Origin of the sequence: Buttiauxella sp. A111 (assembly GCF_014189855.1) — a bacterium.
GTDB classification, from domain to species: Bacteria; Pseudomonadota; Gammaproteobacteria; order Enterobacterales; family Enterobacteriaceae; genus Buttiauxella; species Buttiauxella selenatireducens.
The window spans coordinates 105,095-127,524 of record NZ_BJFN01000002.1 but is presented as its reverse complement, the minus strand read 5'-3'; the positions used below and the strand labels follow the sequence as shown (position 1 = coordinate 127,524).

At 48.8% G+C, this 22,430-nt stretch carries 23 protein-coding genes and 5 tRNA genes; 23 read left to right on the top strand and 5 right to left on the bottom strand.

Annotation, left to right across the window (positions count from 1 at the left end; all coding sequences use genetic code 11):
* The first annotated feature begins 125 nt into the window (after nucleotides 1-125).
* The 23 genes from BSPA111_RS06775 to luxS all read left to right on the top strand — a co-directional run bounded on the left by BSPA111_RS06775 (nucleotide 126) and on the right by luxS (nucleotide 17,650).
* A complete protein-coding gene (locus BSPA111_RS06775; protein ID WP_183270418.1) occupies nucleotides 126-548 on the top strand; it encodes a PTS sugar transporter subunit IIA in 423 nt (140 codons plus the stop codon).
* Nucleotides 549-562: 14 nt separating this feature from the next.
* Nucleotides 563-1,291 (top strand): BtpA/SgcQ family protein, encoded by a 729-nt coding sequence (locus BSPA111_RS06770; protein WP_183270417.1) that lies wholly within the window; start codon nucleotides 563-565, stop codon nucleotides 1,289-1,291.
* Entirely contained in the window at nucleotides 1,288-1,761 is a 474-nt protein-coding gene (locus tag BSPA111_RS06765) for a PTS sugar transporter subunit IIB (RefSeq protein ID WP_183270416.1), read from the top strand. The genes BSPA111_RS06770 and BSPA111_RS06765 overlap by 4 nt, the downstream gene beginning before the upstream one ends.
* A gap of 10 nt (nucleotides 1,762-1,771) precedes the next feature.
* Nucleotides 1,772-2,533: a PTS sugar transporter subunit IIC gene (locus BSPA111_RS06760; protein WP_183270415.1), complete on the top strand. Its 762-nt coding sequence runs from the start codon at nucleotides 1,772-1,774 to the stop codon at nucleotides 2,531-2,533.
* Nucleotides 2,517-3,335, top strand: coding sequence for a PTS system mannose/fructose/sorbose family transporter subunit IID (locus BSPA111_RS06755; protein WP_183270414.1), 819 nt, complete (start codon nucleotides 2,517-2,519; stop codon nucleotides 3,333-3,335). The genes BSPA111_RS06760 and BSPA111_RS06755 overlap by 17 nt, the downstream gene beginning before the upstream one ends.
* A 374-nt stretch (nucleotides 3,336-3,709) precedes the next feature.
* Nucleotides 3,710-4,783, top strand: coding sequence for a lytic murein transglycosylase B (gene mltB / locus BSPA111_RS06750; RefSeq protein ID WP_183270413.1), 1,074 nt, complete (start codon nucleotides 3,710-3,712; stop codon nucleotides 4,781-4,783).
* 258 nt (nucleotides 4,784-5,041) lie between these two features.
* Entirely contained in the window at nucleotides 5,042-5,737 is a 696-nt protein-coding gene (locus BSPA111_RS06745; RefSeq protein WP_183270412.1) for a metal ABC transporter ATP-binding protein, read from the top strand.
* Nucleotides 5,734-6,618 (top strand): metal ABC transporter permease, encoded by an 885-nt coding sequence (locus BSPA111_RS06740; protein ID WP_183270411.1) that lies wholly within the window; start codon nucleotides 5,734-5,736, stop codon nucleotides 6,616-6,618. The genes BSPA111_RS06745 and BSPA111_RS06740 overlap by 4 nt, the downstream gene beginning before the upstream one ends.
* Entirely contained in the window at nucleotides 6,615-7,493 is an 879-nt protein-coding gene (locus tag BSPA111_RS06735; protein ID WP_183270410.1) for a metal ABC transporter substrate-binding protein, read from the top strand. Before BSPA111_RS06740 ends, BSPA111_RS06735 begins: the two co-directional genes overlap by 4 nt.
* Before the next feature lie 128 nt (nucleotides 7,494-7,621).
* Nucleotides 7,622-8,131 carry a nicotinamide-nucleotide amidase gene (gene pncC / locus BSPA111_RS06730; RefSeq protein ID WP_183270409.1) on the top strand — a complete coding sequence of 170 codons (510 nt, stop codon included), beginning with the start codon at nucleotides 7,622-7,624 and terminating at the stop codon, nucleotides 8,129-8,131.
* An 83-nt stretch (nucleotides 8,132-8,214) separates the two neighbouring features.
* Nucleotides 8,215-9,279, top strand: a complete 1,065-nt coding sequence (gene recA / locus BSPA111_RS06725) for a recombinase RecA (RefSeq protein ID WP_183270408.1) — start codon at nucleotides 8,215-8,217, stop codon at nucleotides 9,277-9,279.
* A gap of 92 nt (nucleotides 9,280-9,371) precedes the next feature.
* Nucleotides 9,372-9,875, top strand: coding sequence for a regulatory protein RecX (locus tag BSPA111_RS06720; RefSeq protein WP_183270407.1), 504 nt, complete (start codon nucleotides 9,372-9,374; stop codon nucleotides 9,873-9,875).
* A 340-nt stretch (nucleotides 9,876-10,215) separates the two neighbouring features.
* Nucleotides 10,216-12,843 carry an alanine--tRNA ligase gene (gene alaS / locus BSPA111_RS06715; protein WP_183270406.1) on the top strand — a complete coding sequence of 876 codons (2,628 nt, stop codon included), beginning with the start codon at nucleotides 10,216-10,218 and terminating at the stop codon, nucleotides 12,841-12,843.
* A 250-nt stretch (nucleotides 12,844-13,093) separates the two neighbouring features.
* The gene (csrA, locus tag BSPA111_RS06710; RefSeq protein WP_013574027.1) at nucleotides 13,094-13,279 is read left to right on the top strand and encodes a carbon storage regulator CsrA; all 186 of its coding nucleotides are present in this window, start codon (nucleotides 13,094-13,096) and stop codon (nucleotides 13,277-13,279) included.
* Nucleotides 13,280-13,603: 324 nt separating this feature from the next.
* A tRNA-Ser gene (locus BSPA111_RS06705) sits at nucleotides 13,604-13,696 on the top strand.
* A 4-nt stretch (nucleotides 13,697-13,700) separates the two neighbouring features.
* Nucleotides 13,701-13,777 (top strand) — tRNA-Arg (locus BSPA111_RS06700).
* 64 nt (nucleotides 13,778-13,841) lie between these two features.
* Nucleotides 13,842-13,918: transfer RNA gene (locus BSPA111_RS06695), tRNA-Arg, on the top strand.
* Between the two features lie 59 nt (nucleotides 13,919-13,977).
* A tRNA-Arg gene (locus BSPA111_RS06690) sits at nucleotides 13,978-14,054 on the top strand.
* 59 nt (nucleotides 14,055-14,113) lie between these two features.
* Nucleotides 14,114-14,190: transfer RNA gene (locus tag BSPA111_RS06685), tRNA-Arg, on the top strand.
* A gap of 162 nt (nucleotides 14,191-14,352) precedes the next feature.
* On the top strand, nucleotides 14,353-14,919 hold the full coding sequence (yqaB, locus tag BSPA111_RS06680) for a fructose-1-phosphate/6-phosphogluconate phosphatase (protein ID WP_183270405.1): 567 nt from the start codon (nucleotides 14,353-14,355) through the stop codon (nucleotides 14,917-14,919).
* Nucleotides 14,916-15,344 (top strand): YqaA family protein, encoded by a 429-nt coding sequence (locus BSPA111_RS06675; RefSeq protein WP_183270404.1) that lies wholly within the window; start codon nucleotides 14,916-14,918, stop codon nucleotides 15,342-15,344. The genes yqaB and BSPA111_RS06675 overlap by 4 nt, the downstream gene beginning before the upstream one ends.
* A gap of 79 nt (nucleotides 15,345-15,423) precedes the next feature.
* On the top strand, nucleotides 15,424-16,980 hold the full coding sequence (gshA, locus tag BSPA111_RS06670) for a glutamate--cysteine ligase (RefSeq protein WP_183270864.1): 1,557 nt from the start codon (nucleotides 15,424-15,426) through the stop codon (nucleotides 16,978-16,980).
* Nucleotides 16,981-17,134: 154 nt separating this feature from the next.
* Complete coding sequence (gene luxS / locus BSPA111_RS06665) at nucleotides 17,135-17,650, top strand: S-ribosylhomocysteine lyase (protein ID WP_183270403.1); 516 nt, start codon at nucleotides 17,135-17,137, stop codon at nucleotides 17,648-17,650.
* A 120-nt stretch (nucleotides 17,651-17,770) separates the two neighbouring features.
* Here the strand turns inward: luxS and emrB are convergent, their stop codons facing one another.
* The 5 genes from emrB to BSPA111_RS06640 form a co-directional block, all read right to left on the bottom strand.
* Nucleotides 17,771-19,318 carry a multidrug efflux MFS transporter permease subunit EmrB gene (gene emrB / locus BSPA111_RS06660; protein ID WP_183270402.1) on the bottom strand — a complete coding sequence of 516 codons (1,548 nt, stop codon included), beginning with the start codon at nucleotides 19,316-19,318 and terminating at the stop codon, nucleotides 17,771-17,773.
* A 15-nt stretch (nucleotides 19,319-19,333) separates the two neighbouring features.
* Nucleotides 19,334-20,506, bottom strand: coding sequence for a multidrug efflux MFS transporter periplasmic adaptor subunit EmrA (gene emrA / locus BSPA111_RS06655; protein WP_183270401.1), 1,173 nt, complete (start codon nucleotides 20,504-20,506; stop codon nucleotides 19,334-19,336).
* 132 nt (nucleotides 20,507-20,638) lie between these two features.
* Nucleotides 20,639-21,169, bottom strand: coding sequence for a transcriptional repressor MprA (gene mprA, locus BSPA111_RS06650; RefSeq protein ID WP_183270400.1), 531 nt, complete (start codon nucleotides 21,167-21,169; stop codon nucleotides 20,639-20,641).
* Between the two features lie 86 nt (nucleotides 21,170-21,255).
* Complete coding sequence (ygaH, locus tag BSPA111_RS06645) at nucleotides 21,256-21,597, bottom strand: L-valine transporter subunit YgaH (protein ID WP_183270399.1); 342 nt, start codon at nucleotides 21,595-21,597, stop codon at nucleotides 21,256-21,258.
* Complete coding sequence (locus BSPA111_RS06640; RefSeq protein WP_183270398.1) at nucleotides 21,594-22,334, bottom strand: AzlC family ABC transporter permease; 741 nt, start codon at nucleotides 22,332-22,334, stop codon at nucleotides 21,594-21,596. The genes ygaH and BSPA111_RS06640 overlap by 4 nt, the downstream gene beginning before the upstream one ends.
* Nucleotides 22,335-22,430 lie beyond the last annotated feature (96 nt).

Sequence of the window (22,430 nt, the reverse complement as noted above, 5' to 3'; positions counted from 1 at the left end):
CAGATGACTCCTCCAGTTTTGCCACTAGTTTGACACTAAGTGGCATGATTCCTGCTAACTATCAATCAGACCAATCATTAAAACGACGGCGATACAGCTACTAACAATAAGGAGAGTGAGCGTAGATGCGTAAGTTTTTATTTGCCAGTCATGGCCGGTTTGCTGATGGAATCAGAGACTCGTTAGAAATGGTCGTTGGGAAAAATGAACATATTTCTACTCTATGTGCTTACACCGATGATGTGCCGGATTTAAAGCTCGGGGTGCAACAATATTTCGCTAGTTTGGGTTGTCACGATGAAGTTGTTGTTATCACTGACATTTCCAAAGGCAGTGTGAATAATGAATTCATCACCTATTTAAATGATCCTCGTTTGCACTTAGTTACCGGACTTAATTTGCCACTGCTGATTTCATTAATTCTCGAAAGTCCGGACATTAATGATACTGCTGAATTGATAAGAATTGCACTTCAGGATGCGAAGGAAACTATTCAATATTATAACGATACAATGTTGAATAATAACCAGAAAGTAGATGATTTCTAGAACAGGAGGGTGTTATGAACAATAAAATACAGACCATGTTTGGTGATGAAAAATTTATCCTCGCAATGCTGCATTTGAAAGGTGATAACGATCAGGAAGTTTTTGAACGAGCCCTTCGCGAAATTGAAATCTACCGTGAAAATGGTGTAAGTGCTGTTATTGTTGAGAATTATTTCGGTTCACCTGAACAAGTTGAACGTGTATTACAATATCTCGACAGCCACGCGGTAAATATTATGTATGGTGTTAATTTATTAGACGATGATCGCCAAGGGTTTGAACTGGCAAAAAAATACCATGCAAGTTTTATTCAATTGGATTCAGTCGCAGGGCATTTAACACCAGAAGATGATTTAGCTTTTGCCGATTTTATTGCTGAGAATCGCAAAAATTCTGATGTCGCTATTTTTGGTGGTGTGCGTTTCAAATATCAGCCCTATAAATCTGGTCGTAGCCTTGAAGAAGACTTGCTGCTGGGAATGCAACGATGTGATGCAATTGTGGTGACCGGTGATGCCACTGGTCAAGAAACAGATGAAAGTAAAATTCAGGCGTTTCGCGACATTATTGGCGACTTCCCGTTGATTATTGGTGCAGGAGTCACTGCTGAAAATTGCCAGCAAAAACTAAGATTAAGTTCAGGTGCTGTGGTGGGTAGCTACTTTAAAGATACTTTTAAAGATAGCGGAGATGTGTGTGCGGAACATGTAGAACAAATTATGATGAGGGTTAAAAAAGCATGATTAAATTATTACGGGTTGATCATCGTTTATTACATGGTCAGGTGGCATTTGCCTGGACAGCCTCTCTGCAAGCCGATTGCATCTTAATTGCCAATGACGAAATCATCAGCGATGAATTAAAAATGACCGCGATGAAATTGGCTCGGCCTAATAACGTAAAACTGGTGATAAAAAATATCCAGGACTCTATTGATGCACTCAATAGTGGGGTTACTGAGAAATATAACCTGTTTATTGTCGTCGCTTCCATTCACGATGCGTATCGCCTGGCGATGGCAAGTGACAAGATAACCAGTATTAATCTGGGCGGAATTAAATCTATACCGGGAGCGCGTCAGATATCGAAAGCGATATTTGTGACTGAAACAGATGTGGCTGAATTAAGAACTCTGGATCAAAAGAATGTCGAACTGGAAATTCGGCAAGTGCCGAATGATGCCAGGTTAAAAGCAATTACCTTACTGGGATGAGATAACGTATATGAGTCTTTTGATGCAGTCTTTCTTGCTCGGAGGGTTGTCATGCGTAGGTTACCTGGATTCGATCTTTGGTACGGCGATGCTCCGACGTCCAATAGTCATGGGGCCTTTAGTCGGTCTGATTATGGGGGATGTCACTAAAGGGATCATGATTGGTGCGGCAATTGAGCTGGTGCTGCTGGGTGCTTTCCAGATTGGTGCTTCCAATCCGCCTGATGTCACCTCGGGTGGTATTTTGGGTACGGCATTTGCTATTGCCTCGGGGCAAAATGTGGCCACTGCCGTGGCGTTAGCGGTGCCAATCGCCACCCTGGTACTGGTATTGCAAAATGCGGTCTATATCTTTGTGCTGCCTATATTTTGCCGTCAGGCAGACAAACATGCATTGCAAGCCAATATTAGTGGCGTAGTCAGGATGCATATTTATTCGACACTTGCCTGTTCGGTTCCTTTTGCGATTCTCGTCGGATTTGCTTTTTATGTCGGCACGCCGGTAGTCAGTGCAATACTGGACGCGATCCCAGAAACCATTTTGACGGGGATGACCATTGCGACCGGTATTCTTCCTGCTCTGGGCTTTGCCATGCTGGCCAGAATGATCATCAATAAAAAAGTTTTCCCTTTCTTTTTCTTTGGTTTCTTGTTGGCGGCATATTTAAAGCTACCTCTGGTGGGTATTGCGCTGTTCGGTTTATTCCTCGCGATTGTACTCGTTAATAGTTCATCCAAAAAACAGGAGATCGTCGATGACAACGAATTCTAATGGCAACATAACTAAAAAAGATTTGTGGAAAGTCTATTTCCGTTCATTGACCATGGAATCCTCCTGGAATTACGAGCGTATGATGCACATGGGATATACCTTTGCCATGGTGCCCATTATTCGTAAAACGTGCAAAACGGATAAAGAGATCTCTGATGCATTGGTCAGACATTTGGAATTCTTTAATACCACACCGCATCTGTCTACGCTGCCCTTGGGGATATCTTCAGCGATGGAAGAAAGGCGGATGCTTGACGATGATTTCGATGCTAGCTCCATCAATGCTGTAAAAGCTTCGCTGATGGGGCCACTGGCGGGCATTGGTGACTCTTTCTTCTGGGGAACGCTGCGGATCATTGCTGCTGGATTAGGCATTTCGTTGGCTTCATCAGGTAATATTCTTGGGCCTTTACTTTTTTTACTGGTGTTTAACGTTCCTCATTATTTCATTCGCTATTTCTGCCTGATCGGAGGATATAGGTTGGGGGCTGATTTCTTCAAAAAAGTAGAAGAAACCGGAATGATGCAGAAAATTACTTATGGAGCAGCCATTTTAGGCCTGATGGTCATTGGAGGAATGACGGCCACGATGGTTTCATTGAAGGTTCCGTTTGTTATCGGTGAGGGGGAATACGCCGTTCCTTTGCAAAATATCCTTAATGATATTATGCCTTGCCTGCTACCTATGGCTGCTTTTGGTGTTATGTATTATTTGCTGGGTAAGAATATGCGAATATCGCGGATCCTTATCGGCATTATTGTCGTTTCAATTTTCAGTGCATATTTTAATATATTTGGCTAACTAAAATACCGGCCTCCTTTAGTGGCCGGTATACAGAAGCCTTTCGCGAAAACGCTGCTGGAAGGGCGATGGTTAGCGATTATCTCCGTCCAAAAATGGCAAAGAGCATTCCTCTGCCCGAAGGCATTAAAGTGCAGGAGCTGTTTTGGAGGGTGAGACAGGAGTGTAGAGGTTATGAGGAAACGTCGCCATCGACGGCAAGTCATCCTTTTTTGTTCATATATTTAATAGCTTGCGTTTATGGCTGCCTTGTCAGCCTTTGCCATCATGTACACCGATAATCTCCCGCAGAACAGACTTCTTTTTCAGAAGCACAAATTTGATTTACCATAAGGAATACTCATTCGTCGTCAGTCATATGGACATCCCAACACATGCGTTACTCCGCCGCGTTACTTCCACTTGTTGTTTTCCTTGCCGCGTGTAGCAGTAAACCGAAAACTGAAACTCAGCAACAGCAAACAGGCACGCCTTCGGGTGGTTTCTTGTTGCAGCCACAGCATGATGTGTTTATGCAGACGGGGGATTTTGCCAATAATCCTGAAGCTGAGAAATTCATCAATAAAATGGTGAGTGAGCATGGTTTTGACCGTCAACAATTGCATGAGGTGCTGTCTCAAGCCAAAAGGTTGGATTATGTGCTGCGTTTAATGGACCAACAGGCACCGACAACTGCGCCGCCTCCGGGCCCGAATGGCGCATGGTTACGCTATCGTGGCAAATTTATCACGCCGGATAATGTGCAAAATGGTGTCGCGTTCTGGAATCAATATGATGATGCGTTGAAACGGGCTTTCCAGGTTTACGGCGTTCCTCCTGAAATCATTGTTGGGATTATCGGCGTGGAAACTCGCTGGGGTCGCGTAATGGGCAAAACACGCATCATCGATGCTCTGGCGACATTATCCTTCGCATATCCGCGCCGTGCTCAATACTTCTCTGGCGAACTGGAAACCTTCCTGCTGATGGCGCGCAAAGAAGGTGACGATCCGCTGGCGCTGAAAGGATCTTTTGCTGGGGCGATGGGTTACGGTCAGTTTATGCCTACGGCATTCAAGGAATACGCGGTTGATTTCAACGGCGACGGCCATGTGAATTTGTGGGATCCCGAAGACGCGATTGGCAGCGTGGCAAATTATTTCAAAGGCCACGGTTGGGTGAAAGGTGATTTGGTTGCTGTTCCTGCTAACGGCCAGGTGCCGGGATTAGCAAACGGCTTTAAGACTAAGTACTCCGTTTCCGCGCTGGCGGAATCAGGCTTAAGCCCGACCGCTTCTCTGGGGAACCATCAGGAAGCCAGTTTGCTGCGCCTGGATATGGGTGATCGTTATCAGTACTGGTACGGTTTACCGAACTTTTACACCATCACCCGTTATAACCACAGCACGCATTATGCAATGGCTGTCTGGCAGTTAGGTCAGGCTGTAGCGCTGGCCCGCGTTCAGTAATCTTTTCCCCGCCTTGTTCTGAGGCGGGGTCTACTTTCCCCGGTACTTGTCATGAAGGTTTTTCCTGATCGTCGATCAGGAATTTACATCGTCTTCAATTTAATTTATGTTATGTTATAACAAATCAAATTGAAGGGTTTACCCCGCAATGCTCCCTTTACGGACACTTTTAACTGTGGCTGCGCCAGTTCGGTTTTGCGCCGTCTTAATCCTGCTCGCCGGTTTATGGCTGGCCATTCATTGGGCGATTGCACTGGCATGATCACGCTAAATCAATTGGTGCTGGGATATCAGGGAAGGGCGGTGACACCGGCACTAACGGGTCAGATTGCAAAAGGGAGTATGACCGCCATTATTGGTGCGAACGGCACAGGGAAATCGACGTTACTCAAAACGCTGCTGAAATTACAGGCACCGGTGTCGGGGCAGCTGCGGTTTACCGACGGTATCGTCCCGCGTATTGCCTGGTTGCCACAACTTGCTGAAATGGAAAGACAGTTTCCTGCCACAGTTTACGATGTGGTGTGTATGGGGGCGTGGCCGGCCCGCAATCTGTTTTCAGCCTTGAATCGCCAAAACCGCCTGCGGATAGCTGATGCCATCGAGCGAGTGGGTTTGAGCGCCTACAGCAAACAGCCTATTGAAATGCTTTCTGGTGGCCAGTTTCAGAGAATGCTGTTCGCACGTTTACTGGTGCAAAACGCGCCATTGGTTCTACTTGATGAGCCGTTTACCGGAGTCGACTCGCAAACCAGCGATTTCCTGATGTCGCTAATCTGCCAAATGCATCAGACAGGCCAAACGGTCCTGGCAGTGCTGCATGATAACGAACGCGTCAGCAGGCATTTCCCACAGGTGTTATTGCTCGCACAAGATCATTTCCATTGGGGAAAGACTGCTGAAGTGTTACCTCGCTATTCGCAATTTGGTACTCATCTGGTGTTATCCGCATGATTTATCACTTCTTCTTTGAGCCGTTTATCAATTACGGTTTTATGCGCCGTGCGCTTGTCGCATGCCTGGCACTCTCACTGAGTACCGCTCCGCTGGGGATCTTTTTGCTGCTAAGACGTATGAGTCTGGTTGGCGATGCGCTTTCCCACGCTATCCTACCTGGCGTGGCAGTGGGCTATTTATTGGCGGGAATGTCACTGGTTGCGATGGGTATCGGCGGCTTTGTCGCGGGCGTGCTGGTTGCATTAATTTCCGGACTGGTGAGCTCTCGGACCCAACTTAAAGAAGATGCCAGTTTCGCGGGATTCTATCTTGGCTCGCTGGCGTTAGGCGTCACGCTCATTTCGCTCCGTGGTTCCAGTGTTGACCTGTTGCACCTTTTATTTGGCTCAATCCTGGCTGTCGATGGTCAGGCAACGATCTTTGTCGGCGTGATTGCCAGCGTGACGTTACTCATTCTGGCGGCTTTTTATCGCGGACTGGTGATGGAAACCTTCGACCGCAGCTTTTTACAGGTCAATAACCGCTTCGCTCCACATCTTATTCACGGCGTGTTTCTCGCGCTGCTGGTGCTTAACCTTGTCGCTGGATTTCAAATTCTCGGCACGTTGATGTCTGTCGGACTGATGATGTTACCGGCGGTGTCAGCGCGCTGCTGGGCGAAAACTCTGCCCGGCGCGATATTCATTGCGGTTGCCTGTGGTTTGTTGTCGGCATGGGTTGGGCTGGCATGGTCCTTTGCAGCCGCGCTACCCGCAGGGCCTGCTATTGTTCTGACGGCGAGCGTTGGCTTCTTTATCTCAATCATTTTCGGTTCGCGCAGCGGGCTGGCTCGAAGCCTGTGTCGAGGCTGGATAACAACAAGCAAGGGGATTAAATGAAACGTTTTGGGATGATGATGTCATTGGTGTTGGCTTGTTCCAGCCAGGCGGCATTAGCGAAGAACCTCAATGTGGTGACAAGTTTCACGGTGCTCGCCGATATGGCAAAACAAGTCGGCGGTGAACATGTCACGGTAAAAAGCCTGGTGGGGCCAAACGGCGATCCACATAGCTTTGAGCCATCGCCGCAAGACAGCGTGGCGTTAAGCCAGGCTGATGTGGTAATCGTAAGCGGGTTGGGAATGGAAGGGTGGATGGACCGCCTGGTGCGTGCTTCAGGTTATAAAGGCAAAATCATTGTTGCCTCTGATGGTATCTCCACGCGCAGTATGATCGATGATGGTAAACAAATTACTGACCCGCATGCCTGGAACAGTGCTGAAAATGGGGCAGTCTACGCACAAAATATTATGAAGGCTCTGATAGCGGCGGACCCTCAAGATGCCACTGCAATAAAGGACAGCGGCACCGAGTATGTCACGCGCCTGAAATTATTAGATAGCTGGGCAAAAACACGCTTTGAATCTATTCCCAAATCGCACCGTAAAGTGCTTACCAGCCACGATGCATTCGGTTATTTTGGCCAGCAATATGGTGTGACTTTCCTGGCGCCCGTGGGCTTCTCGACCGAAGCTGAAGCGAATGCCAGTGATGTTGCAGGGCTCATTAAACTGCTCAAAAGTCAGCACATCAAAACTTACTTTATTGAGAACCAGACGGACCCTCGTCTGGTAAAACAAATCGCAGCAGCAAGTGGCGCACAACCGGGTGGAGAGTTGTACCCTGAGGCACTTTCCGACGCGAGCGGCCCCGCGAGCACTTACGAGATGGCTTTCAAGCATAACGTGGAAGCTATCGCCAACAGCATGAAATGATGTCGTCGGCCAGCATTCGCTGGCCGTTTTATTCTCTGGAAGCGCCTCGCGTTATTTAATGTAATCCTCTGAAAGTGTCGTTAAGTGCTATCGTGTCACCCAGCGATATGTCTACAATCGGAGCCAGTATGACAGAGAAAACATTGCGTCAATTAAGCCACCAGTTGGGCGAGGCGCTTGGGCAACTTGGAGCCACCGTCACAACGGTGGAATCTTGCACCGGCGGCTGGATTGCGAAGGTGATTACTGATGTTTCAGGTAGCTCCGCCTGGTTTGAACGCGGCTTTGTTACCTACAGTAATGAGGCTAAGCACCAAATGATTGGTGTTGATAATGGCACGCTAGAAACCCACGGCGCGGTGAGCGAAGCTGTGGTGCGTGAAATGGCGCAGGGGGCGTTATATGCGGCTTCTGCAGATTACGCGATTGCCGTCAGTGGTATCGCGGGGCCAAATGGTGGCAGCGAAGAAAAACCTGTTGGCACTGTGTGGTTTGGTTTCAGTTCAAAGCTTGATGGCACTGTCGCTCGCCATCAACTTTTTGACGGTGACCGTGATGCCGTTCGCCGTCAGGCCACTGAATATGCGCTGCAAACCCTGTGGGAAGAATTTCTCAAAAATAAGCTTGATACTGTATGACCATACAGTATAATTGGCACAACAAAACAGCATAGTAAGCAGCGTGGCGCACTCGTGTATCACCCTGCATGACAGGAGTAAAAATGGCTATCGACGAAAACAAACAGAAGGCGTTAGCGGCAGCACTTGGCCAAATTGAAAAACAATTCGGTAAAGGCTCCATCATGCGTCTGGGTGAAGACCGTACCATGGATGTGGAAACGATCTCTACCGGTTCACTTTCACTGGATATTGCTCTGGGAGCCGGTGGCTTACCAATGGGGCGTATCGTTGAAATCTACGGACCAGAATCTTCTGGTAAAACGACGTTGACTTTGCAAGTTATCGCCGCCGCTCAACGTGAAGGTAAAACATGTGCGTTTATCGATGCCGAGCATGCTCTGGATCCGATTTACGCTAAAAAATTGGGCGTCGATATCGACAACCTGCTGTGTTCCCAGCCTGATACTGGCGAGCAAGCTCTGGAAATCTGTGATGCGCTGGCACGTTCTGGTGCCGTTGACGTTATCGTGGTTGACTCCGTTGCCGCTCTGACGCCGAAAGCTGAAATTGAAGGCGAAATCGGTGACTCTCATATGGGCCTTGCGGCACGTATGATGAGCCAGGCAATGCGTAAACTGGCGGGTAACCTCAAGCAGTCGAACACGCTGTTGATCTTCATTAACCAGATTCGTATGAAAATTGGTGTGATGTTCGGTAACCCAGAAACCACTACGGGTGGTAACGCACTGAAGTTCTACGCTTCTGTCCGCCTTGATATCCGCCGTATTGGTGCGGTTAAAGATGGCGACAACGTGGTGGGTAGTGAAACCCGCGTTAAAGTGGTCAAAAACAAAATTGCTGCACCGTTTAAACAAGCTGAATTCCAGATTATGTACGGCGAAGGTATCAACTTCTACGGTGAGCTGGTTGATTTGGGCGTGAAACACAAGCTGATTGAAAAAGCGGGCGCCTGGTACAGTTACAACGGTGAGAAGATTGGCCAGGGTAAATCAAATGCCAGTAACTTCCTGAAAGAGAACAAGCCGATGTCCGTGGAAATCGAGAAGAAACTCCGCGAGATGCTGCTGAACAATCAGGACGGTACGCCAGATTTCGTCGTTGACGATCACGACAAAGACGTCGCAGAAACCAACGAAGACTTCTAAATCCCAACAAGGGCTGCCACGGCAGCCCTTGTTAATATTGCTCATACGTATATCAGCGCTCCCCCACTTTTCTCTCAAACAGGTTATCTGCTATGCCTGATTCTACTCCTCGTCGCAGCCCTTACTCCCGTTTGCTGGATAAAACGACTCGTATCCTCGCGATGCGCGATCACAGCGAACAAGAACTCCGCCGTAAACTGTCCGCACAACCCACTTTCCCTGGAAAGCCGAAATCTGAGGAAGATCCTTTCACGCCAGAAGATATCGAAAAAGTCATTGCCTGGTGTTATGAACACCATTGGCTGGACGATGCGCAGTTTGCGTCACGCTTCATTGCTAGCCGTGCCCGTAAAGGATATGGCCCGCAGCGTATCCGCCAGGAATTACAGAGCAAAGGCATTGCCCGCGATACGAGTGAAACCGCAATGTTCAATTGTGAAATCGACTGGCAAGAGATGGCTCGAGAAATCGCCGAGCGAAAATTTGGTGAGCAACTTCCTACAGAATGGAAAGAACGAGCTAAAGTGCAGCGTTTTCTGCTGTACCGTGGGTTCTTTATGGAAGATATCCAGAGCGTTTATACCCGTCATACTTGAAGCTGCATCTGCATTGGCTGCACTCACTTACCCCAGTCACTTAAGCTCCTGGGTATTAATGAGTTTGCCCCGTTACTCGACCTGCGGCTTCGCCCGTTGGGGCCAGAGCAAGCGCTGTTCTAAAACACCTTTGGCGTTTTAGTGATGCAACTCCGATTATTTTGGGTATATACGGAGCAACCCCTGAAATTTTACCGATTAGGCACAAGAGAAATTTTACTTCCCTGATAAGAAAACTTATCTTATTCCCACTTTTTCCAGGTAAACAGGTCAAGGCCAAAGCATTAAAATTGGCTATGTCAGGTTTGCAACTCCTCGTTAGCTTGATTTCAGGATAATTATGAGCAAGAGCACCGCTGAGATCCGTCAGGCGTTTCTCGATTTTTTCCATAGTAAAGGTCACCAGGTTGTAGCGAGTAGCTCCCTGGTTCCGAATAACGATCCTACTTTGCTGTTTACCAATGCCGGGATGAATCAATTCAAGGATGTATTCCTTGGTCTCGACAAGCGTAACTATTCCCGTGCAACAACGTCTCAACGTTGTGTCCGCGCCGGTGGTAAGCACAACGATCTGGAGAACGTCGGTTACACTGCACGTCACCACACTTTCTTTGAAATGCTGGGTAACTTCAGCTTCGGTGACTATTTCAAACACGATGCCATCAACTTCGCATGGGAATTATTGACCGGCGAACAGTGGTTTAACCTGCCAAAAGATCGTTTGTGGGTCACGGTTTACGAGACTGACGACGAAGCGTTTGAAATCTGGGAAAAAGAAGTTGGTGTCCCGCGCGAACGTATTATTCGCATCGGTGATAACAAAGGTGCAGCTTACGCATCTGATAACTTCTGGCAGATGGGTGACACTGGCCCATGCGGCCCATGCACCGAAATCTTCTTCGACCATGGCGACCATATTTGGGGCGGACCTCCGGGTAGCGCTGAAGAAGATGGCGACCGTTATATCGAAATCTGGAACATCGTATTCATGCAGTTCAACCGTCAGCAAGATGGCACCATGTTGCCATTGCCTAAGCCGTCTGTTGATACTGGTATGGGTCTGGAGCGCATTGCAGCTGTTCTGCAGCACGTTAACTCCAACTACGAAATCGATCTGTTCAGCCAACTGATTAAGTCTGTTGCCAAAGTCACTGGCGCAACCGATCTGACCAGCAAATCGCTGCGTGTAATCGCTGACCATATTCGTTCTTGCGCATTCCTGGTTGCTGATGGTGTGACGCCGTCCAATGAAGGTCGTGGCTACGTGCTGCGCCGTATCATTCGTCGTGCAATTCGCCACGGCAATATGCTGGGTGCTAAAGAAACCTTCTTCTACAAACTGGTTGGCCCATTGGTTGACGTCATGGGTGCGGCGGGTGAAGAGCTGCAACGTCAGCAAGCACTGGTTGAACAGGTTCTGAAAACTGAAGAAGAACAGTTTGCTCGTACACTTGAGCGTGGTTTAGCGCTGTTGGATGAAGAACTTGCGAAACTGAAGGGCGATACGCTGGACGGTGAAACGGCTTTCCGTCTGTACGACACTTACGGTTTCCCGGTGGATCTGACTGCTGATGTTTGCCGTGAGCGTAACCTGAAAGTAGACGAGTCTGGTTTTGAAGCTGCGATGGAAGAACAACGCCGTCGTGCACGTGAGTCCAGCGGTTTTGGCGCTGACTACAACAGCATGATCCGCGTAGACTCAGCTACCGCTTTCAAAGGTTATGATCACACTGATTTGAACGCTAAAGTCACCGCACTGTTTGTTGATGGTAAAGCCGTTGAACAAGTGACTGCAGGCCAGGACGCTGTTGTGGTGCTCAATGAAACACCATTCTATGCAGAATCTGGTGGCCAGGTTGGTGACAAAGGCGCAATCAAAGGCAACTGTGTGGACTTTGCCGTAAGTGATACGCAGAAGTATGGCCAGGCAATCGGTCATCTGGGCAAAGTCGTCTCGGGTGTTGTGAAAGTAGGCGACAGCGTAAAAGCTGAAGTTGATGAAGCGCGTCGTTCACGCATTCGTCTGAACCACTCCGCAACTCACTTGCTGCACGCCGCACTGCGCCAGGTTCTGGGCACGCATGTTGCGCAGAAAGGTTCTCTGGTTAACGACAAAGGCCTGCGTTTCGACTTCTCGCATTTTGAAGGTATGAAACCGACTGAAATTCGCGCAGTTGAAGATATCGTCAACGCCCAGATTCGTCGCAACTTGCCTATCGAAACCAATGTAATGGATTTGGAATCGGCTAAAGCTAAAGGTGCAATGGCTCTGTTTGGTGAGAAATATGATGACCACGTGCGTGTTCTGAGCATGGGTGATTTCTCTACCGAATTGTGTGGTGGTATTCACGCGAGCCGCACTGGCGATATCGGCCTGTTCCGTATCGTTGCAGAATCCGGTACAGCTGCGGGTGTGCGCCGTATTGAAGCCGTTACTGGCGAAGGTGCGCTGGCAAATCTGCATGCTCAGAGTGAACAGCTTCAGGATATTGCTCAACTGCTCAAAGGCGATAGCCAGAATCTGAATGAGAAAGTGCGTTCGGTTCTGGAACGTACTCGTCAGCTTGAAAAAGAGTTGCAGCAGTTGAAAGAACAGCAGGCAGTGCAGGAGAGTGCAAACCTTTCCAGCAAAGCTGTCGATGTGAAGGGCGTTAAACTCCTCGTGAGTGAACTCGCCAACGTTGAACCGAAGATGCTGCGTACTATGGTCGATGACCTGAAAAATCAGCTCGGTTCGGCAATTATCGTTCTGGCGACTGTATCAGAAGGTAAGGTTTCTCTGATTGCAGGTGTCTCTAAAGATGTGACCGACCGCGTGAAGGCGGGAGAACTGATTGGTGTTATCGCTCAGCAAGTCGGTGGCAAAGGGGGCGGTCGTCCAGATATGGCCCAGGCGGGTGGTACGGATGCTGCAGCATTGCCGGGCGCACTGGCCGGTATTGAAGCTTGGGTCTCGGCTAAGCTCTAAGTAAAAAAATAAAGTGCAGATAGACGCTATTTCTCATTCAGGGGATAGCGTCTTCTTAAATTTGCACACACTCAATAATGATAAAGTCAGGTTAAAGTTGCGTATATCGGCTAGACTTATTCATAACAGAATGTAATGTTGTGGTTAGTGACACTTTATGTGTTTGTAGCTACTTACTTTTTGTCGTATATGATGGAGAACGCCGGGATACAGAGAGACCCGACTCTTTTAATCTTTCAAGGAGCAAAGAATGCTGATTCTAACTCGTCGAGTTGGTGAGACCCTCATGATTGGGGATGAGGTGACCGTGACAGTACTTGGGGTAAAAGGTAACCAAGTTCGTATTGGTGTTAACGCCCCGAAGGAAGTTTCTGTACACCGTGAAGAGATCTACCAACGTATCCAGGCTGAAAAATCGCAACAAACGAGTTACTAAAGTTACTGCGTCTCGCTATCTACTAGCGAGACGCTTCCTTTAGCGCACCATTTTCTTCGCTTTACCTCGCAATACCTCACTTATCTTCTGTCAAAACCGTAATTGCTTATTCAGCCGTAATGCTTACTTATCCGTATGAGCCCTATCTTGTCTGTTGATAAAACACTCTTTTTGTCGTCAATTTGCCCGAATTGTGTGTGAAGTGTGCAATTGAAAATTAGTTGGGAAAAATTGTTTGACTTATAAGTGCCAGAAAGTAATATGTGCGCCACGCAGCGACGAGAAGCTCTAACGAGTAACTTGAAGCACTCGAAAGAGGCGTGTGGTGAGGTGGCCGAGAGGCTGAAGGCGCTCCCCTGCTAAGGGAGTATGCGGTCAAAAGCTGCATCCGGGGTTCGAATCCCCGCCTCACCGCCATTTTGCATCCGTAGCTCAGCTGGATAGAGTACTCGGCTACGAACCGAGCGGTCGGAGGTTCGAATCCTCCCGGATGCACCATCTTCTTTAATGTTGCGGTCAAGTTGAGTGACATTAAATCAGTAGTAAAAGCAGTACACCCGATGCATCCGTAGCTCAGCTGGATAGAGTACTCGGCTACGAACCGAGCGGTCGGAGGTTCGAATCCTCCCGGATGCACCATATTTTCTCTGATTATCTTAACGATATTCACGAGAACCGCAGTAAAGCAATATCCCGATGCATCCGTAGCTCAGCTGGATAGAGTACTCGGCTACGAACCGAGCGGTCGGAGGTTCGAATCCTCCCGGATGCACCATATTTTCTCTGATTGTCTTAACGATATTCACGAGAACCGCAGTAAAGCAACATCCCGATGCACCCATAGCTCAGCTGGATAGAGTACTCGGCTACGAACCGAGCGGTCGGAAGTTCGAATCTTCCTGGGTGCACCATCTTCATCCCCAACGTATCTTCCCTAAAGCAACACTTAAACTCTCCTGTAACACCCTACATACCAATAAATCACCTTCTTAACTATCTCGATTACAATAAGCGACAATATTATTGGTTTACGATAAAGTAACCCCTCAATATTGAGCGATGTGAGGGATGAGATGTACGAACGTTACGACGGTCTGATTTTCGATATGGACGGAACCATCCTCGATACCGAACCAACACATCGTAAGGCGTGGCGTGAGACGCTGGCGGGTTATGGCATGCAGTTCGACGAAAATGCAATGGTTGCGTTGAATGGCTCCCCAACCTGGCGGATTGCGCAGGCGATTATCGAACTCAATCATGCAGACCTGGACCCTCACCATCTGGCGAAGGAAAAGACGCTGGCCGTAAGGGCTATGCTTCTTGATACTGTGCGTCCGCTTCCTCTCATTGAAGTCGTTAAGTCCTGGCATGGGCGTCGTCCTATGGCTGTAGGTACCGGCAGTGAAAGCGATATCGCCGAAGCGCTGCTGAACCACCTGGGCTTGCGCCAGTATTTTTCAGCCGTTGTCGCGGCTGATCATGTTAAAAACCACAAACCTGCTCCCGACACATTTTTGCTGTGCGCCGAATTAATGGGCGTGGCAGCGAATAAATGTGTGGTGTTTGAAGATGCAGATTTTGGCCTGGAAGCTGCTCGCGCAGCTGGAATGGGTGGTGTGGATGTGCGTTTGCTGTGAGTGAAGCGCTATCATTTTTATCACTGTTTACCAGTAGTTTTCTTAGCGCAACATTGCTCCCAGGAAGTTCAGAAGCAGTGCTGGTCGCGCTATTAGTCGCAGGCTCTGGGCCAACCTGGTTACTCATTTTAATAGCAACAATGGGTAATAGCCTTGGTGGCTTAACTAACGTTATTCTGGGACGTTTTTTTCCACTGCGAGAACACTCGCGTTGGCAAGGAAAAGCAACTGCCTGGCTGGTTCGTTTCGGCCCGGCAACATTATTACTCAGTTGGATGCCTTTAATTGGCGATCTGCTGTGCCTGTTAGCCGGCTTATTACGCATGAGCTGGGGACCGGTAATCTTTTTTTTATGCCTTGGTAAAGCGCTACGCTATATCGTTGTCGCGGCTGCAACGGTACAAGGCATGGCGTGGTGGCACTAATTGAGTAGAGTGATAATCATCACCTCTACCTAAAACAATTATGCTTAATAAAAATGAATTCGACATGCGGGAGGTCAATTTGATCCCGAACGTATCACAGGCGCTAGCCTGGCTGGAACAGCATCCTCAGGCAGTAAAAGGTATTCGTCGTGGTCTTGAGCGTGAAACGCTAAGAGTCACGCCAGATGGTCAGTTGGCGACAACAGGTCATCCGGAATGCCTTGGTTCAGCGCTGGCACACAAATGGATAACAACTGATTTCGCTGAAGCGTTGCTTGAGTTTATCACTCCGGTTGATGGCGACATTGACCACATGCTGACATTCATGCGCGATATCCATCGCCATGTTGCCCGTAATTTGGGTGAAGAGCGCATGTGGCCTCTAAGCATGCCGTGTTATATCGACGATGGTCAGAATATTGAGTTGGCGCAGTACGGTACATCTAACAACGGGCGTTTTAAAACGCTATACCGTGAAGGATTGAAAAATCGCTACGGCGCGTTGATGCAAACCATTTCTGGCGTGCACTACAACTTTTCGCTGCCGCTGGAGTTTTGGCAGGCGCGTCTGGGTGTAGAAGATGCACTGAGCGGTAAAGAAGCGATTTCTGCGGGTTACTTCCGTCTTATTCGTAACTATTACCGTTTTGGCTGGGTTATCCCGTATTTGTTCGGTGCATCACCGGCTATCTGCTCATCTTTCCTGCAAGGGAAAGAAAGCTCGCTGCCGTTCGAAAAAACCGAATGCGGTATGAATTACCTGCCATACGCAACTTCATTGCGTCTGAGTGACTTGGGTTACACCAACAAATCCCAGAGCAATCTTGGCATTACGTTTAACGATCTGGAAACTTATGTCGCCGGATTAAAACGTGCCATTAAAACGCCATCGGAAGAGTATGCAAAGATGGGTGTTGAGAAAGACGGTAAGCGTCTGCAAATCAACACCAACGTGCTGCAAATTGAAAATGAACTCTATGCCCCGATTCGTCCTAAACGCGTCACAGCGGAAGGGGAGTCACCTTCTGATGCCCTGATGCGCGGAGGGATTGAATATATCGAAGTGCGTTCACTCGATATCAATCCGTTCTCACCGGTCGGTGTTGATGAGCAGCAAGTCCGTTTCCTCGACCTGTTCATGATTTGGTGTGTGCTTGCTGACGCTCCTGAAATGAGCAGTGATGAATTGCTTTGCACCCGCAAAAACTGGAATCGTGTGATTCTGGAAGGGCGTAAGCCTGGCCTGACGCTGGGTATGGGTTGTGAAACGGCGCAGTACCCGCTGGCAAAAGTGGGGAAAGATTTGTTCACTGATTTGCGTCGTGTTGCTGAAACGCTGGATGGCATTGCAGGGAATACCGATTATCAGGATGTGTGTGACCAATTGGTCGCCAGTTTCGACAATCCGGAATTAACGTACTCAGCGCGAATTCTTCGGTCTATGATTGATAATGGCATTGGCGGTACAGGGCTTGCGTTAGCAGAGAAGTATCGTCAGATGCTGATACAAGAGCCGTTAGAGATTTTGACCGAAGATGACTTGCAGAAGGAGCATGATGCTTCGTGGCAACGTCAGCGGGAAATCGAAGCTAAAGACACTGAGCCGTTCGACGTTTGGCTCGCAAGCCACTCTTAGCACAAAAGAAAAAGGCCACAATCAATGTGGCCAAAATATACATCTCTGAATCAGGGATGATGATAATAAATGCGCGTCTTTCATATACTCAGAGTCGCCCAGGAAAGAATGGTTCATTTTATTTTTAAAAAAATCACTTATCGGAGGTGATCAGATGCCGTTGTTGGATAGCTTTACCGTTGACCATACCCGCATGGGCGCGCCAGCAGTGCGTGTGGCCAAAACAATGCATACGCCCCATGGCGATACTATCACAGTATTTGATCTGCGTTTTTGCATCCCGAACAAGGAAGTGATGCCAGAAAAAGGGATTCATACCCTTGAACACCTGTTTGCTGGTTTTATGCGCGATCACCTGAATGGGAATGGCGTAGAGATAATCGATATTTCACCGATGGGTTGTCGCACAGGTTTCTACATGAGCCTGATTGGCGTGCCAGAAGAGTCTCGTGTTGCTGATGCATGGAAAGCGGCAATGGAAGATGTGTTGAAGGTGAAAGAGCAAAACCAGATCCCAGAGTTGAACGTTTACCAGTGTGGGACTTACCACATGCACTCGCTGCAAGAAGCGCAGGATATCGCGCGCCACATCCTTGAGCATGGTGTTAGCGTTAACAGTAATGAAGAATTGGCGCTGCCGAAAGAGAAGCTTCAGGAACTGCACATCTAGCTGTGACTATTCCGTGAATGATTTGGAGGGCCAATATTGATTGGCCCTTTTTATTTGAGCGGATAGCTGGCGGGAAAAGCTAAGCAAAAGGGGCCAATCGGCCCCTTTTATATGACTGACTTAGTGCGCTCCACCGCCGCCGCCACCGGCACCAAACGGTGGTTTGGCAAACCAAACCAGCCCCAGAAGCAGAATAAATATTCCCGCTGAAATCCAGAAAATCTCATTGGCTGAAATAATCAGCCCTTGATTAGTAATCTGCTGCGCAATATAGCCAGAGGCTTGTTGCGGCGACATTCCCAGATTTTCCAGTTGCGAATACATCTGTTGTGCGTTCGGGTTAAATGGCGAAACGGACTCCGTTAACTGCGCATGGTGCATTGCTTCGCGATTAGTCCAAAGCGTCGTGGTGATTGACGTCCCAATCGAACCTGCAAGGGTTCGCGTGAAGTTAGACAAACTCGACGCGGCCGCCATACGTTCAGGTGGAAGCCCGGAAAGCGTAATGGTCGTCAGTGGCATAAAGAAGCATGCCACGGCGAAGCCCTGAATAAACTGCGGCCAGGCCGATGCGCCAAAATCCATTCCCGGTTCGAAGGTATATGCACGCCAGTAGAAACACACCGCATACATAATAAAGCTGAACGTCACTAACCGTCGCATATCGAGCTTATGAGCAAAGCGCCCGATTATTGGCGATAACAAGACAGGAATAACCCCAACCGGTGCCGATGCCAGACCCGCCCAGGTTGCCGTATAGCCATATACCTCCTGCAATAGCTGCGGCAGCAAAACAATTGCGCCGAAGTAGAGCATGTAGGCGAGACTGATACACAGACAGCCGATGGTAAAGTTTCGCGACTTAAACAACGACAGATCAACGATGGGGTTATCGTCGGTTAGCTCCCACACAATCAAGAAGCTAATCGCCACCACCGCGACGATGGTCAAAACGATGACTTCCGTTGAGTTAAACCAATCCAGCTCTTTACCTCGGTCGAGCATGATCTGCAGGCTACCAATCCCAACAACCAGCAAGGCAAGCCCGATGGCGTCGATACGGCGGTTCTCGGTCTTCGTCTCACGGCCACGCAGCGTTTGCAGTGTCAGCAACACCACCACGGCACCGATTGGCACGTTGATAAAGAAGATCCAGCCCCAGTGATAGTTATCACTGATATAGCCGCCGAGAATAGGCCCACAGATTGGCGCCACAATAACCGTCATAGACCACAGCGCCAGCGCAATACTTCGCTTCGCAGGGGGATAGTTATTGAGCAGTAGACTCTGCGAGAGTGGAATCAGCGGTCCGGCAACGATCCCCTGGATTACGCGGAAGAAAATCAGCATCTCCAGACTTTTAGAGACGCCGCAAGCCCATGAAGCCAGCACGAACAGAATCGTCGACCACATGAACAACTTCACTTCACCAAGGCGCTTTGCCAGCCACCCGGTGATTGGAATTGAGATGGCATTTGCCACCCCAAACGACGTAATCACCCATGTCCCCTGGCTCAGTGATGAGCCAAGGTTCCCGGCGATCGTCGGTATTGCCACGTTGGCGATGGTGGAGTCCAGCACCTGCATAAAGGTCGCCAATGACAAGGCGATGGTCATGATGACCAGTGGCGCACCTTCCAGCGGCGTCAGCGGTTTTTGCTGTTTCATACAAGCTCCGCTTTGTTAACCCGCATTGGCCTGGATGATGTTATTGATAAGCGCGTTGACGGGCGCAAGATTCAGCTCGCGCGCGTTGCTTTCATACACTGGAGAGCTACGCGTTTCATTTGCCAACATACTGCCATCACGGTTACTGGTATCTACCGTCACTAACGTGGACAGCCCAATACGCAGCGGATGTTGTTCAAGCTGCTTAGCATCCAGTTCAATACGTACCGGCAAGCGCTGAACAACTTTGATCCAGTTACCCGTCGCGTTTTGTGCAGGCAGCAGTGAGAATGCACTCCCTGTGCCCATATCAAGGCCCACAACTTTACCGGTGTATTCGACTTTGTCGCCGTAGATATCACTGACGACCGTCGCCGGTTGGCCAATACGCATATGCGCAAGCTGCGTCTCTTTGAAGTTTGCATCAACCCACAAGCCATTTGCAGGCACAATAGCCATCAGTGGTGTCGTTGGGCTAATCTGCGCACCCACTTGCACCACACGGCGTGAAACATAACCGGTCATTGGGCTGACAATCTTCGTCCGTTGCAGTGCCATCCAGGCGTTACGCAACTCGGCAGCCGCTTGTTTAACACTTGGCTGCTCTTCGAGTTTTGTTCCGAGGATCATTGCCTGATTGGCATTAAATTGTTGAATAGCAACATCCAGTTGCGCTTGAGCCGATGCGACGGCATCTCGGGCGTGTTGCAATTCTTCGCGGCCAATCAGGTTAGCATTACCCAACGGCACGCGGCGATTAAGGTCACTTTGAGCCTGAGCAAGAGAGGTCTTTTGCAGCTCAATATTTGCCTGATATTGCTTACTGTTAATCATTAACTGACGAGTCTGGCGTACGCTTGAAGCCAGCACAGTTTGTGCTTGTTCAAAAGCTTGCTCAGCGTCAGCCTGGTCCAGAGTCACCAAAACATCGCCCTGTTTAACGAAGTCGGTATTATCTGCCCAAACCTTGGTTACGCTTCCGGAAACCTGGGCCATTATCTGCACCTGATTACCGGCCACATACGCATCATCCGTATTTTCGTAGTGACGTAACACTAGAAACCAATAAATCCCATATGCCACAGCAATAATTACAAACAACAAGGTCAATATAAGCAAGGCACCTTTACGTTTGCCTTTTTTATTGCCCGGTTGTTGCGGGGTTTGAGTCTCCGCATGTGCGCTCATGCTTATCTCCACACTTTTTTATTATAGTGATCGGCTGAGCCGACCTGTTAGACCTAACAGGCCAGCAAGGTGAGTTGCTGGCCTGTCAGTATTTTTTCTTTGGGGCACTACGATAGAACGCGTTGACAGCTCTTAGCGCACGGCTTCAAGTACAGTCTGGTTTTCATCCATTTCATCAAGGCGGGTGAGCAGTTTGCGGGTAATGTCTTCCAGTTGCTCTTTTTCCGAACCACTCAGCGAGGACCACAGTTCGTGCAAGCAGTGGTGCTGCGGTGGTAATACCTGACGCAAGAATTCATGACCTTTTTCGGTCAAATGCAGATGCAGGCAGCGGCGATCGTTATCGCTTTCACGACGCTCAATCCAGCCACGCTTTTCTAACTCATCGGCAATTCGGGTTGCATTGGTACGAGATGAACCTAACGCACAACTCAACTCTGAAGGCTGGATACTATGATTTTCCTGCGATTCAAGAGTGATCAACGCCATAAATAGCGTCTCGTTAATCCCCTGAGCTTTCAGCATTTTATTGCGGTTTTCCAAAAGCTTGCCTTGCATATGCATGCACAGGCGCGTCAGCAGAATTTCCTGGTATGGGAAATCCTCGTAGCGTTTGGCGCGAAATTTTAGCATTTGTTCAATGGGCGTAAACGAACTATCCATTTTGGCATAACCTCATTAGTTGCGGTCGATATAGTAACGATGGTGACAAATAAAGTAAATGTATTGTTTATACGTTTTTTTATTCGTCAGATTGATATCACCATCATGAGTTTCCAGGTTAATCCATAACCCAGAGCACTTAATAGTGTCGGGATAATGATGCTACGAGTCTTATAAAAGCTCAGCCCGAGAATGATAAAGCCCATCAGCGTTGGGACCAGACGCTGCGCGTCGTGCATGATCTCCGGCACGCTCGAAACTACCAGCAACGCGCAGATTGATGCGATTCCGATACTGTCGAGCAGCACGCCCGTCGCCCCTCGTTTGGCCGGACGAGTGGTATTTGCCCTGATGCGCAGAGGCAAATATCGAAACAGATAGTTGGCAAGCCCGACCAGCAGACCCAGTAAAAGCACTTGTGTACTCATCCGGGTTCTCCTTGATAAAACGCCTGCACCAATGCTGCCAGGCATCCACAGACAATCCCCGCAAGAATAGCTACAGGAATGGACACAAGCGTAACGCCCAACAGTGCCCCCGCAAGCGATGCGGTAACCGTCCAGGATTGTTTCCGCTGGAACGACGCCAGCAGAAAACTCATGAACAGAGCAGGCAACATAAACCCTAACGCCGCTTCAACGGCGGGCAGATTATCCAGCAAGCCATTACCCGACCATGAACCCAGCGCGGTGCCTAAAACCCATGAGAACCACGAGCTGAAGGCGATACCGATCATCCAGTTTTCGCTCCAGCGGCGGTTATCGCGGACCAGCTTCGCAGTGGCGGCGGCAAAAACCTCATCGGTCAGGCCGAATGCCCAAATCGCAGTTTTGGGTTTACTCAACTGGCGAGTCATTCGTTGACGCAGGGAAGGGCCATATAAGACGTGGCGCACATCCATTGCCATAACCGTTAAGGCGGCAACCCATAAAGAGCTGCCTGCCGCCAGCAAGGCCGTAATAACAAACTGGCTGGCACCAGCATAAATAATGCAGGAGAAAAATAGACTTTCGAGCGGGGTAAATCCTAACTTGGTGGCATTAAGTCCGAACGCAAAGGCTACCGGGATATAGCTGATGACAATGGGTATACTGTCTTTTAATCCTTCAGCCAGGGTCGCATCGTTTTGATTATTTTCTAATTGAACTGTTTCAGGACTATCCATATTAAATATTTATATATAACTGACGGTAATGTCACTCGAATGAACCAACAGGGATAACCTTAACAGACTGGTACGACCCTTAATACCCCAAATTAT

What these genes read in the sequence shown, in the direction of transcription:
- alaS (WP_183270406.1), top strand. Translation starts at nt 10,216, where the DNA reads ATGAGCAAGAGCACCGCTGAGATCCGTCAGGCGTTTCTCGATTTTTTC.
- recA (WP_183270408.1), top strand. Translation starts at nt 8,215, where the DNA reads ATGGCTATCGACGAAAACAAACAGAAGGCGTTAGCGGCAGCACTTGGC.
- emrB (WP_183270402.1), bottom strand. Translation starts at nt 19,318, where the DNA reads ATGAAACAGCAAAAACCGCTGACGCCGCTGGAAGGTGCGCCACTGGTC.
- BSPA111_RS06770 (WP_183270417.1), top strand. Translation starts at nt 563, where the DNA reads ATGAACAATAAAATACAGACCATGTTTGGTGATGAAAAATTTATCCTC.
- csrA (WP_013574027.1), top strand. Translation starts at nt 13,094, where the DNA reads ATGCTGATTCTAACTCGTCGAGTTGGTGAGACCCTCATGATTGGGGAT.
- yqaB (WP_183270405.1), top strand. Translation starts at nt 14,353, where the DNA reads ATGTACGAACGTTACGACGGTCTGATTTTCGATATGGACGGAACCATC.
- BSPA111_RS06740 (WP_183270411.1), top strand. Translation starts at nt 5,734, where the DNA reads ATGATTTATCACTTCTTCTTTGAGCCGTTTATCAATTACGGTTTTATG.
- pncC (WP_183270409.1), top strand. Translation starts at nt 7,622, where the DNA reads ATGACAGAGAAAACATTGCGTCAATTAAGCCACCAGTTGGGCGAGGCG.
- mltB (WP_183270413.1), top strand. Translation starts at nt 3,710, where the DNA reads ATGCGTTACTCCGCCGCGTTACTTCCACTTGTTGTTTTCCTTGCCGCG.
- BSPA111_RS06735 (WP_183270410.1), top strand. Translation starts at nt 6,615, where the DNA reads ATGAAACGTTTTGGGATGATGATGTCATTGGTGTTGGCTTGTTCCAGC.
- emrA (WP_183270401.1), bottom strand. Translation starts at nt 20,506, where the DNA reads ATGAGCGCACATGCGGAGACTCAAACCCCGCAACAACCGGGCAATAAA.
- BSPA111_RS06765 (WP_183270416.1), top strand. Translation starts at nt 1,288, where the DNA reads ATGATTAAATTATTACGGGTTGATCATCGTTTATTACATGGTCAGGTG.
- BSPA111_RS06775 (WP_183270418.1), top strand. Translation starts at nt 126, where the DNA reads ATGCGTAAGTTTTTATTTGCCAGTCATGGCCGGTTTGCTGATGGAATC.
- BSPA111_RS06760 (WP_183270415.1), top strand. Translation starts at nt 1,772, where the DNA reads ATGAGTCTTTTGATGCAGTCTTTCTTGCTCGGAGGGTTGTCATGCGTA.
- BSPA111_RS06745 (WP_183270412.1), top strand. Translation starts at nt 5,042, where the DNA reads ATGATCACGCTAAATCAATTGGTGCTGGGATATCAGGGAAGGGCGGTG.
- BSPA111_RS06755 (WP_183270414.1), top strand. Translation starts at nt 2,517, where the DNA reads ATGACAACGAATTCTAATGGCAACATAACTAAAAAAGATTTGTGGAAA.
- ygaH (WP_183270399.1), bottom strand. Translation starts at nt 21,597, where the DNA reads ATGAGTACACAAGTGCTTTTACTGGGTCTGCTGGTCGGGCTTGCCAAC.
- BSPA111_RS06720 (WP_183270407.1), top strand. Translation starts at nt 9,372, where the DNA reads ATGCCTGATTCTACTCCTCGTCGCAGCCCTTACTCCCGTTTGCTGGAT.
- BSPA111_RS06640 (WP_183270398.1), bottom strand. Translation starts at nt 22,334, where the DNA reads ATGGATAGTCCTGAAACAGTTCAATTAGAAAATAATCAAAACGATGCG.
- mprA (WP_183270400.1), bottom strand. Translation starts at nt 21,169, where the DNA reads ATGGATAGTTCGTTTACGCCCATTGAACAAATGCTAAAATTTCGCGCC.
- luxS (WP_183270403.1), top strand. Translation starts at nt 17,135, where the DNA reads ATGCCGTTGTTGGATAGCTTTACCGTTGACCATACCCGCATGGGCGCG.